At 54.9% G+C, this 11401-nt stretch carries 12 protein-coding genes; 6 read left to right on the top strand and 6 right to left on the bottom strand.

Annotated features, from left to right (window positions below):
* Nucleotides 1-23 precede the first annotated feature (23 nt).
* Complete coding sequence (locus AC6I6X_RS16365; protein ID WP_497931597.1) at nt 24-425, bottom strand: hypothetical protein; 402 nt, start codon at nt 423-425, stop codon at nt 24-26.
* A 157-nt stretch (nt 426-582) separates the two neighbouring features.
* On the opposite strand from AC6I6X_RS16365, the gene AC6I6X_RS16360 reads away from it, so the two are divergent.
* Together AC6I6X_RS16360 and AC6I6X_RS16355 are read left to right on the top strand one after the other, a co-directional pair.
* The gene (locus AC6I6X_RS16360) at nt 583-1251 is read left to right on the top strand and encodes a DUF6610 family protein (protein WP_497931870.1); all 669 of its coding nucleotides are present in this window, start codon (nt 583-585) and stop codon (nt 1249-1251) included.
* A 104-nt stretch (nt 1252-1355) separates the two neighbouring features.
* The gene (locus AC6I6X_RS16355; protein ID WP_497931596.1) at nt 1356-1550 is read left to right on the top strand and encodes a hypothetical protein; all 195 of its coding nucleotides are present in this window, start codon (nt 1356-1358) and stop codon (nt 1548-1550) included.
* 30 nt (nt 1551-1580) lie between these two features.
* On the opposite strand, the gene AC6I6X_RS16350 is transcribed toward AC6I6X_RS16355, so the two are convergent.
* Complete coding sequence (locus AC6I6X_RS16350; RefSeq protein WP_497931595.1) at nt 1581-2387, bottom strand: Cdc6/Cdc18 family protein; 807 nt, start codon at nt 2385-2387, stop codon at nt 1581-1583.
* A gap of 201 nt (nt 2388-2588) precedes the next feature.
* Between AC6I6X_RS16350 and AC6I6X_RS16345 the strand changes: the two genes are divergently transcribed.
* Nucleotides 2589-3653, top strand: coding sequence for a Cdc6/Cdc18 family protein (locus AC6I6X_RS16345; RefSeq protein ID WP_497931594.1), 1065 nt, complete (start codon nt 2589-2591; stop codon nt 3651-3653).
* Here AC6I6X_RS16345 and AC6I6X_RS16340 read toward each other — a convergent pair.
* Both AC6I6X_RS16340 and AC6I6X_RS16335 read right to left on the bottom strand, forming a co-directional pair.
* Complete coding sequence (locus AC6I6X_RS16340) at nt 3636-4040, bottom strand: DUF8104 domain-containing protein (protein ID WP_497931593.1); 405 nt, start codon at nt 4038-4040, stop codon at nt 3636-3638. The genes AC6I6X_RS16345 and AC6I6X_RS16340 overlap by 18 nt on opposite strands.
* A gap of 33 nt (nt 4041-4073) precedes the next feature.
* Entirely contained in the window at nt 4074-4217 is a 144-nt protein-coding gene (locus AC6I6X_RS16335; protein WP_497931592.1) for a hypothetical protein, read from the bottom strand.
* 225 nt (nt 4218-4442) lie between these two features.
* Between AC6I6X_RS16335 and AC6I6X_RS16330 the strand changes: the two genes are divergently transcribed.
* Entirely contained in the window at nt 4443-5753 is a 1311-nt protein-coding gene (locus AC6I6X_RS16330) for a PD-(D/E)XK nuclease family protein (protein WP_497931869.1), read from the top strand.
* A gap of 314 nt (nt 5754-6067) precedes the next feature.
* On the opposite strand, the gene AC6I6X_RS16325 is transcribed toward AC6I6X_RS16330, so the two are convergent.
* Nucleotides 6068-7324 carry a tyrosine-type recombinase/integrase gene (locus tag AC6I6X_RS16325; protein WP_497931591.1) on the bottom strand — a complete coding sequence of 419 codons (1257 nt, stop codon included), beginning with the start codon at nt 7322-7324 and terminating at the stop codon, nt 6068-6070.
* A 703-nt stretch (nt 7325-8027) separates the two neighbouring features.
* On the bottom strand, nt 8028-8810 hold the full coding sequence (locus tag AC6I6X_RS16320) for a deazapurine DNA modification protein DpdA family protein (RefSeq protein ID WP_497931590.1): 783 nt from the start codon (nt 8808-8810) through the stop codon (nt 8028-8030).
* Nucleotides 8811-10039: 1229 nt separating this feature from the next.
* Here AC6I6X_RS16320 and AC6I6X_RS16315 point away from each other — a divergent pair.
* Together AC6I6X_RS16315 and AC6I6X_RS16310 are read left to right on the top strand one after the other, a co-directional pair.
* Nucleotides 10040-10447, top strand: a complete 408-nt coding sequence (locus AC6I6X_RS16315; protein ID WP_497931589.1) for a hypothetical protein — start codon at nt 10040-10042, stop codon at nt 10445-10447.
* 295 nt (nt 10448-10742) lie between these two features.
* Nucleotides 10743-11381 carry a MaoC/PaaZ C-terminal domain-containing protein gene (locus AC6I6X_RS16310; protein WP_497931588.1) on the top strand — a complete coding sequence of 213 codons (639 nt, stop codon included), beginning with the start codon at nt 10743-10745 and terminating at the stop codon, nt 11379-11381.
* Nucleotides 11382-11401 lie beyond the last annotated feature (20 nt).

Here is an 11401-nt window from a genome sequence, read left to right as displayed (position 1 = left end):
ATACGATCCGTCGGTTTTCCGGTTCAAAGCTCAACATTTACTTCAGCCTCCTTAAGCGTATGGGCACCTTGCTCAATCGCCTGTTCCATTGAAAGGTCATCTTTCAGAAGAAGAATGAGATAGCCACTTCGCTCTTTCGTTAGGACCGCAGTTTTCAAGATATCCGAATAATCCGTCCCCTTTTCTACAACTACACAATAGGAATGAGGATCTTCGACTAAGTGGAGCGTACAGTAATACGTATCAAGTATCTGTTGAACAGTTTCTAGTTGTCCTTCGGGGATTTCGAACCGATATTTATCTTGCTGATAATAGTCTTCTAGCTCATTGAACGCGTCCCGGTTATCGAAATAATGTTTGAAGACATAGGTGTCGTCAATCTTGAACGCGTGTATCTCCGTCGGATCAACATCGAACGTAGGCATTGGCAATCTCCTCTCCGGTTGATGGTGGACAGTATGCGGTTACACAACTGTTCACGTACTTCCTGCAAAAAGGTCATCCATCCGGACTGGAAGTGAAACCAACAGAAGGGACAGAGGTTAGGATTGACGTCTTTTCCAAAGAAAATATGTTTGTAGAATAAGTATTCTCCCTCAAAAAGTCCAGTTCCTGTTCTATTCTGGTGGTGGATGGATCGAGCAAACATCACTCAATGAGTACTGTACGTCCCGGGTAGAGGCACGACAGGCAGATCGCATCTGTGTCACCGGTCGCCACCCGTTTGCGACCGATGCGTGCGACCTTGGATTCGCGGTCGGCTTCAGGCAGTACACCTCCGGCTTCCAGAACGCTGATTATCCGAACGCCAACGCACCGATCCTCTTCTTGGATAACGATTACCGTGAGCCGGCGCTCGACGAGTTCCCCGAGCTGATGGAGCAGTACGAACCGGACATCGCGGTGAGCACTGGATACCGGCGGGCTGCAAAGCCAGATCAGCGATCAGCGCGATTCCGGAAATCGGCAAAGAAGCATCACGCGTTATTCGACGACTTTCGGGATTTCCTGATGATTACGTTGCCGTCCGACTCGATAGGTGATGCCGCGGTGAGAGAGCTGTTCGAGGTGCTTTCCGAGCGTCGGAAGGAGTTGAATCTGGATAGTCCGGATGCAAGCAGTCTCTGGTATTACTGGATCAAGTACGTGCGTGGCGAGGAGAAGCTGCAGGAACAGATCGATACAACACCGGAGATGCGCGAGGCGATCGTAGGCCGATCATCCGAGACGTCCCAGGAGCCACTGGATTAAGCATATCACTGAAGGATATGTCATAATTGGTAATACTGGAACTGAGCCCCCTCGAAAGTGCTTTTGAATCGATCAATGATAGTTGGATACACCTCCGTCATAAATTGTTCGACAGTCGCCTCGTCGTAGGTGTAAACGCCATCTATTCCGTAGATGCCATCGTCCGGTTCCTCGAACATCCGCACGTTGATCTCAAGGCCGATCTCTCCTGTCTCCTCGTAGATGCGCGGCCCGAGGACGAATCCAAGTTCCTCGTCGTCAACGTTGAAGAGGGTCAGAAATGCCTCAACCTCGGTTAGCGGATCGCCTTCGTTCCACCCGATCTCGTTTCACCCTTCAATTTCTTTGAGAAACTGTGGCGTGACCTCGCGTGCGCCTTCTTGTGTCGCTCGTCGCCCTGCTTGGAGAAGCCGTTCGAAGGCATCCCGGCAGTCCCCACCGTCTTCTGCAACGCTGTCTGCAACGAGTTCCAGCACTTCAGGCTGGACAGCGCCTGGTCGGAAAGCCTGTTCGACGCGGTCTTTGAGGATCGCCAGCAGTTCCTCGGCTGTGTAGGGTTTGAACTCGACAGTTCGGCAGTTCAACCGGCTCCAACTCCGCTCGTCGAGAACGAACTCGTCAGGTGGAACATTCGAGATGAGGACGAGACCGAGTTTGTTCTCTGTCTGCTGGCTCAGCATGTGGAGATCGTAGACGATCGCGGCCTTGTCTTCCAGTTGATCGAACTCGTCGAGCGCGATCGCGACGCTTCGGTTCTTGTCGAGCCATTCGCGGAGTTTGCCGAGCCGTTCGTCGACGGGTTTCCCCTTCCGTGGAGCCGGATATCCTAACTGGATGAGTATCTCGGTCAGAAGTGCTGGCCGCGTACTGTACTGCCAGCAGTTGATCTGGACGGTTTTCACGCCCGCCTCGGTTTCTAACGCCTCGAAGACGTGATCGACACAGGTGGTTTTTCCACTTCCGGGCGGCCCATGGACGAGGAGGTTCTCCGGCGTCTTTCGTTTCGTCAGTGGCCTCAGTGCGTCTCGAATCGCGTGAAGCTCGGCGTCACGTTCGACTGGGGGATGGTGTGGATGGTCAGCTGTCAGGTATTCTTCTGCCCGAATGATCTTGCTTCCGTAGCTGTCGTCGAACATAGCAGTCTCACGCTCCGAACTAGAGACAATCTATCAGTCAGGATTCAAAAGGCGAGCCCGGGACGCTATTTCGTATGTGATGTTCTAGATATATGTTCGAAACTAGCTATCCCACATCAGTAGATACGTTCGTCCCGCTGGCTGCCAACTGAAGCCAGGGGTCGCCAAAACGGTGTAGCTATTCCTCCCCCTCACAGGGTTATGCCACCATCCATCATCGACTCACGGCCACCGTTGGAACACTCGTACATCCCAACACAGTTCGTCGGACGCGACGAATTCCAGGACGCACTCAGCGATAGCTTCGCCGTCGAAACCGACTCTCCCAGACAGCACCTCCACGTGTACGGCGTCCGTGGGACGGGGAAGACACATCTACTCCAGCAGTTTCTGACGACGTTTCCGCCGACGGTGACGACCTGCTATCTCTCTGGTATCCCCCACGACACCCAGTACAAAGCACTCGAGCGCCTCTATCAACAGCTCACGGGCACCGAACTCGGGACCGGGCATCACGTTGCCGATATCCAGCGACAGATCACTGAGCAGGTGACGCTTCCAACAGTCGTCGTCCTCGACGAGATCGACTTCCTGCTGTTGAACGACGGGGACGACCTGCTCTACTTTCTCACCCGACTCGACAACGTAGCCGTCATCACCGTCTCAGCGAACAACCCGGCGCTCGAGGAGCCACTCGACGACCGGACCTACAGTTCGTTCCGTCCCCAGCATCTCGAGCTCGAGCCCTATTCACCGGACGAGGCTCATCAGATACTCGCCGACCGGGCGCGGCAAGCACTCAGTCCGGACTCGATCGAACAGTCCGTCCTCTCGCACATCGCGGAGGTAACCCAGAACATCACGATCGGGTTGACGTGGCTTCGCGAGGCCGCCGATACTGCGGACGAACATATCACGCAGGAACTCGTCGAAGACCTCCAGTCGACCGCCTACCAGGAATACGTGACGTCCCTGCTCAACGACTTCACACCACACCACCACCGGCTCTATGAAGCGATCGAACGGCTCGACCGCGAACTCGAGCCACCGTATTTGACTGGGACGGTGTACGACGAGTACCAGCGGCACTGCGAAACGGCTGCGGTAGCTCCACTGAGTGAACGCCGTGTGAGCGATTTTCTGACCCATCTCGAATTGCTTCACCTCATTGAGACGACGTACCACTATGGCGGAGCAAAAGGGAAAACCCGTGAAATCAGGCTCGTTGACTGGCAGTCACGATCAGATTCAGAGGAGATCGAGTAAGTTCTCCCCCTCGAGTGAGTCGAGTTCGCGTTGGACGTCGCGACGATCGGTCAGCAGGTCCTGCCGGTCACGCCAGTGGGTACGCCGTTCGTCACGGAGCGCCTGGTAGAACGATTCGATCCGGGTCTTGAGGCGGTTTCGTTCTCCGTGTTTCCCAGTCGACCGTGTATAGAGGAGTTCCAGTCGATCGACGTACCACTGCAGTTTCGACTCGAGTTCGTCGACGGCCTGATCCAGGAGTACATCGCGGTTCTCCAGTTCCTGGTCGATTCGCTGTAGTTCGGCCTTGAGCCGTTGGCGTTTCTGTTCGTACGACTGCTCGAGCAACTCCGCGATGTCGACATCGTCGACAGCTGCAGGATCTACATCATAGATTTCGCCGTTCACAATCAGATGTTGTGTAACGCACCGGGTTGATGGTCACTCCTCACCCGGTTGCGATAGCTGGCGGTATTCCTGTGCCTTTCGCTTGTAGAATAGAGGTAGCGCCTCGATCTCTGCTTCTGACCAGGAACGGACTTCAGCGAGCAATTCCTCCGCTTCGTATACGTCTTGGAGATCCATTCACCTCACCACCCCCTACCATCGGATGGCGAACTTCATGAGGATACTCAGACCCCGGCGTTCAGTTGAACCCCGTATACCGGAGAAAGTTTCTATATGCAATAGCTTCAGTCAATGAACGTGACCTGACTGATGGACTCAGACACGGAGTTGGGCGCGGAGTTACGGGTACTCACCCGCAAGTGGGAACGAATTACGGACACCCCCGAACTGCCTCGGTCTCTGATGGATGTGATCGAATATTCGCTGGGGAGTCGACGAAAAGCCGAGGTGTATACCAACCGGCTGTTAGCGTATTTCTTGGATCCGAAAGAACCACACTGTATGGGGGTAGAGTTCCTAAGGGCGTTTCTGGAGGGGCTCCCTGCCGAGTGTCGGTTCCAAGAAGATATCCATGATCTCTCTGACGTCCGGGTGGATGACCAGGTGCGGATTCGCAAGGTGATCGACGGCGAAGTCGACTCGGCAGGCATCGCGGATCTCGTTATCGAAGTGCCCAACGAATGGTTCCTCGTAATCGAGTTGAAATTCTCGGCGAAAGATACCCAGACGGTGTTCTACTACGAGGAATCGACTCACGTGGGAGATCGACGTAAAGCCGACTACGAATCCGGGCAGTATTATCTGTACGTGCATCAGCACGACGAGCCAGAGGCGACCGAACCGAATTTCGTGAACTGGACGTGGAAAGCGGTTGTGGACGATGTGTTGGAACCCTTCCTCGCCGAACACGCTCCCAGGTATCCACAACGGACCGTTGCACAGCTGCGCGAGTTCAAAGACGATCTCCAGAACATTACGGGCATGACCGACCACCACGAGAACGAGCAAGCCAAAGTTGGACTGTACCTCGACCACTACGAAGCTATTAAAGACGTGAGCGAGACGTTTGACGAGCAATGGGAGGCCTTCACTGATACCTGGGGAGATCGATTAGGAGCCGCGCTCGAAGCGGCTGACTTCGGTTCCTATTCTGCCGCCGGCGATGATCGTACGGCCGTCGAACTCGATCTCGAGCGGGACGAACTGAGACACTGGACGTTCCGAACGAGCAGTTCCGACTGGGGGATGCTATTCAAAGACGGCTGGTGGCGACACGTCGACGATCTCGAGCGGGAGATCTACGCCAGGCCCGACGATCGCAACGATGTCCGAATCGGCTTCCATCATCGTCTCGGGCGGAATCGGGACCTGGCCGTCGGCGAGCGAACACTGAAGGTCTATTTCAGGAATATGGGGGCAAACGACCAGGAATTTATCAACGCGTTCTCGGAGCGGTTTTCCGATCGGCGGCAAGAACTCGTCGGCCTGCTCCCGACTTCGGCGGAAATCACGGGCAACACGAGGGATATGATCGTGGCATCGTATGACATCCAGATGGAACCGGACGGCGATTTGTTCGACGCCTACACCAGCGCGCTGAAGGAGGCGTTCGTCGACCTCGTGGTGGCGAACCCCGAACTGGTATCGACGATTGATGATACGTATCGTGAATCGGTGAGTCAAGTATACGATGTGTCGCTAGCTCCGCGCTAATCATTCGAGGTCGGTACGATCCTTGATGGCGTGTTCGGACGTGCTGGTTGCGCCCGCCCTTCTCGTGGTAGGATTGCAACTGTGACGTCGATGGGTTTTGAACACCTCTGTTCAGGAAAAGTTGTCGTAGATTGATTCTCGTAGCGATGGTTCTCCGGCAAAAATAATCGCTCTAGAGTGTGGGCCCGTTCACTGAGATGACTGTCCGAACAACAGGATTTCAATAGAGTTGAAAGAGCGCATCACGAGCCCTACACAGACGGCTATGCAACGGCATGAAGGTCCCAATGACAGCGACCAGCCTTGCCGGTACGCTATCCGCCACGTTGGTCGTCAAGTTCATCAAGATCAGCGATTTTCTCTAAAACGCCTGTCTCTTCGAGTTTCGCTAGACGTTCCAAGATCCGTTGCTTTTCCTGTTGTCGGGTTTTTCCTTCCAGGCTGAGTGGACGACCGCAGTTGCGACACTCGGTGTGTTGAGACTGGTTCTCGCTCCCGCAAAACGGACACTCGACACGCTCCGCCTCATCATCCGCAGTGTCGAGTCCATACTGATCTCTGATCGCCTGATTGACGTCGTCGTTGTTCAGGTGGACGTAGACTTTAGCGCGATCGCTGCCCGGTTTCCAGCCGGCGAACTTGTTCAACTGTTCGTAGCCCATGAACGTCGCAACCTCTGTAAGCCGGGTGTGCCGAAGGTTGTAGGGGCGGCGTTTGTTCTCGGGGATGTCAGCGCGGTCGCAGGCGTCTTTAAACCGGCGACGAAACGCATCATAGCTCAGCCGATCCCGCAGATCGGGTTCGTAAGTGCAGTCGTCGTCATCGTGGTATCGCGGATACGTCCCGCAGTGTTTGCAGTCCTGCTGTTCAGTTTTGACCCAGAGCGGTGCGCTTGGATCGTCGATATCCCCGAGTTCACCACCGAAGGGGTGCTGGGCGAGCCATTCACGGACGATCCGTCCTGCCCGGACGAGCTGGTTGGTCCGATCCGGTGTTCCTTTGAGGCCTTCAAGATGGATGAAATCGCCGTCGGCAGTGGACGTGAAGTCGCCAATATTTCGTGACAGGAGTTCGCCGGGCCGCGCTGCGGATTCGTAGAGGACCATCGTGAGTGCCCGATCTCGAGTGTTCGTGAACCCTTGGAAGAGGTCCGTGAGTTCAGCGTCTGTGAACAGATCGTCGCGAGTAACTGTGGTTGGTTTTTTCCGTGTTACCGAGAAGAAGTCGACCTTGTCTGGATGGTTTCGACCACCGTTTTCCACCTTGTAGAACTTCTTGAGCGTCCCCTTGAACTTGTGCTTGGTCCCATCCGCGTAGTCGCTCCGATTCAGCTGGGCGAGAAGATCCTTGAGTTCCGCTTCGGTGGCATCCCGAAGCCGGAAATCGTTGGTAGCAAAGGTTGTCAGAAGGGCTTTGAACGACTGGATTTGCCGTTGCTGTTGCACCTCACTGATGTCTTCGGCAGCCTGGTGATTGATAAACTCACGTATCGCACGGTAGTTCTCCGGATGGACTTCCTCTTTCAGATTTTGGAGACTGCGTGAGACGTCGACGTACTTGGTGGAAGACATAGTGTGATTCACGGTGCTGAGTTCGAAGAAGGCAAGGAGTGACCAGGCTTCGTTTGCACGTGAAGACAATCGTTCAGTTGGGTGCCCATCGAACGGTTGATTCAGTGGGCCCAACGCCCGGCGAACAAACCGTTCGGAGCCCTTTGTTGGTCACGAGTCTCCCCTTCCTTCGGTTGTGGATTTGTGAACATACTAGTTACCGACATTTATATGCTCACGGGGTGGACAAGCGTACACCGGAACCGGGCGTATACTCTGGTGACTCGCGCAGCTGCGCACGTATCGGATACACACTTCGTTCCAGCAACCCCATACTCATCACCGGAATCAAGGTCCGACGAGTATGCACACCTCGTTCCTCGTATCCCCTGATAGCAAGCGAGTTACCAGAGTCCCTATTCCGATATGCCGAACTCCCCGAACTCCCCCTCTACCGAAAATCTCCACTCTTCGTTTCTGCCGAAGCCGCCGAATTGTCGTGGATTTCGCCCCTCGGATTATTTATCGGGGCGGGCGTACCGCTTATCTGTAGATACAGCTGTATAGCGCCTTTCGACTGGGATACATTCTATACCTGCTTTCGTATGACCTCGTTTCAGAATTCACCCGCTCCGTCGCTTGCACGTTGGGTTTCGGATGGTGGTAGCGATACACCGACCTGATGAGAACCGTTCGTAGTGCGATCTCGACGGACAGTGTGGTCTCAAGTCCTGTAGTGAAGTAACGACTGCTGGCCGCTTTGTTTCGCTGTGAGTGTCTCGATCCGGCGCTTCAGCCGGAGATAGTGGTAGGCCTGTCTGCGCCAGGTGTTTCGCTTCTCATTGAGCCGAGTACTGAGTTCGTATGCCGTCGAATCAGCTGAATCCAGGGCGGTCACCACCCGTGGACACTCGAGTACGCGTGGCGTGACGCCGAAGCCGTGCAATCGGTAGGTGGCCGGAAGTGCGTCCCGGACTCGGTGGATGATCCGTGCTACTGTCGAGGTGTCCTGGCGGCGAGCGAGCGACCCGATCGCGACGTACCGTGTGAGCACGCCTTCCGACCGCAATTCGTCGAGGTGCGTGAGATACTGGGAGGGAGTCCGGCCCTGAAGAACCGCGACGGGTTCAGCGGCCAGATCCATGTCTTCATAGGCATTGAGAAGCCGACGGTGGTGGCGAGTCGTCCGCTGTTGGTGATCGCGGACTGTGCGGTCGTGTGTTCGAAGGACTGCCGGACTACAGGGGTAGTCTCGAAGAGCGAAGAACTCGGGGTCATGGCTTCTGAGATAGTCGAGATACTCCTGATCGGAAGTCTGGTACGCTTTGGTCGTGAGTAGCTGGCTGTACCCGCCGGAGTCGACGAAGAGGTTCTCGATCGTGTCGAACGGGGTGTTGTTCGCGCTCGTGTAGTTGAGCATCACATTCGGCTCTTCCAGCTTCCGGAGCGCCTTCCGAGCACTCCCGGAGGCACACCCAAAGTAGAAGCAGAAATTATCGTTTCCCATGCGTGATCACCACGGTCTAGTAAAGGGCGTATCCTCGATCCGCCAGCTCGATGGCGATCGAGCAGCGAGTTCAACTTCATAGAGTTTGGCCTCAACGAGGGTAGTGGTGGTGGGAGTCGGCACTACTATAGACCCACTCGACCCTATCCGGTGGCATTCGCCGTCACGGATCCGGAACGTTGTTTTGCCCATTGTCCCACCACGATATACCTGTGGGGAGTGCGTGAAGAAGTGGCTATCTCTAGGCCGCAGTTCGCTTGTAACATTGGCTGGACCCACCTAGACCTTGACGTGGGTCAAGTGGCTCACATTCGTGAGTGCTGCCCTTGAATGTCAAGAACGAGGTGACTAACTACGGTTCATATTGGATAAAAAACACCATGATCAGTGAACCTGCTGGTGTCGATACGGACCTCGTTCGGGAACTCGCGTACGAAGAAGAGTTGATCAGCGTAGATCTATCTGAGGAATTACTACTCGAAAAAGTGGTTCACCTGTATCCACGTCTTCGGTACGTTGCCAGCATTCGGCAGACGACCACGTATGAAGAAGTAACTGAGGGGTTCAAAATCGCGTCGTATGCTCGCATCGGTTCCATTCTCGGCATCATCAGTGCGATGGAGTTCCGACGAGATCGGCCATTGATCACCGCCGTTGTGACGAGCGCGTCCGATGACGTGGCATCCGATGGATTCTTTGTCCTCTTAGAAACTCTCGGGCAAGAGATCCCCGCTACGTCGAGTGCCAGATGTGACCTATGGCGCACCCACCTCGAGGAAGTCTATGACCTATGGGCAACACGAGGACGGCTTGGAGAGTAGGAACTGCCCCTTAGAATCATAAACCTGTGGACCGATCCAGACCTTACCCCCAACTCAGGCGTGCTTCCTCGTTAATTTTCGGTCTAGGACGTCCCGTCTCTTGTACTGGCGACTCTGTTGGAATCCTATTTTTCAGACGCCTAATCAAGTGGAACTACTGCTCACTAAACGTGCGTATTGATCGCTCGGGAGCCTTCCAGATACTTCAAAGAACCGTACGAGATACAGGGCGCGAATGTGGCACGAGATCTGGCCCGATTTGCGACGGGAGTGATCGTTCAGTACAGATGAAAGCGTTACCACTGCGATCCAGACAAAAAGCACGTATTCATGCATCAATCTCAGAGATTGGTTGGAATTCTTGTTGTTTGGGTGGTAGCTTATATCGGAGGAGTCCGGTTCCCTGGCATGGAAGAACTGGATGTGCGAATTGAGAATGGACACCGTATCGTTGAAAAATGGAATCGCGTTTTCAAGGCACTCTCAGCAGAACCTCGCCGTCAACTCATCGTCTCCCTGTTAGATGCACCACCGAGCCAATCAGTTTCATTGCCAGAACATGCAATAAATCCAAATATTCCTGCTGACCCCGAAAAAATTCGGCAGGAATTGAATCACCGCCATCTTCCTCTATTGGCTGAGCAGGGGTTCATCGACTGGGAAACAGAGCCGTTGGTTGCATCTCGTGGCCCGCAGTTCAACGAGATCGCCGTCGTTCTCGACGCGTTACACGCAACTGCGACCGACATTCCCGATTCGTTAGTGATCGGCTGCCAACGACTTGAGCAAGAGCGACAGACGAGTTTCGGAGACTAATAACTGATCAGTTCGCATATCTACGGAACGGCTGGTTCATTAGATTGGGCGTGGAACAAATGAGACCATCGTGCTGAACTCATTCTCTATATCTCGCACACCGTTCTTGACAGGTATTGGTCGATTCAACGCACTGAGTAACGCGTGAGGCCCCGATTCTTCCACTCTAGTTTTCGGCCGCGTGGCTGGGAACGACGCGAACGTTGATAGTGATCCCCAACGTCAGTTCCTCGCAGGTGGTGAACAACTCCGGCATCGAAGAAGTACGTTATTCAGTCATCCAATCACCGAATCCATGCCAGTTGATCCCGTATGCGGGATGGAAATCCCGACGGATGCCGCCGAAGCGACTCTCGAATACGAGGGAGAGTCATTTCGCTTCTGTTCTACGGACTGCCTCGAACTGTTCGAAAGCGGCCCCAAGAAGTACGTCGAAACCCCACACCCGCACCTTGTCGAGGCGAGTGGAGCCGTTCTCCCACGACTACCATATGGCCGTGCAAAAGGCGAGTTCGACATCGACATCGAAGATCCCGCGTCACTCCAGGAGGGCGACCGCGTTAGCTTCTCGAAAGTTATCACCGACGACGACGTCCGGAAATTCGCCGAAGCGACCAGCGACACGAATGCCCTCCACCTCAACGACGCGTTCGCCGAGAAGACCCGGTTCGACCACCGGATCGTCCACGGGACGCTTGTCTCCGGACTGATTAGCGCTGCCCTCGCGTGTTTCCCTGGCCTCACGATCTACATCTCGCAAAATCTGGACTTCCGGCGGCCGGTCGACATCGGCGAGTCGCTGACGACCCAGTGCAAGATCGTCGACGAACTCGAAGACGACCGGTATCGACTCACGACGCGCATCGAAAACGACGCTGACGAGATCGTCCTCGACGGGACGGCAACGGTGCTGATCGATCCGCTTCCGGAGTGACTCGTCTGTACAGCCTAGTC

It is taken from the genome of Halosolutus sp. YCN4, assembly GCF_059736495.1.
The sequence above is the reverse complement of the archived record's forward strand: the minus strand, read 5'-3'. Positions and strand labels throughout refer to the sequence as shown.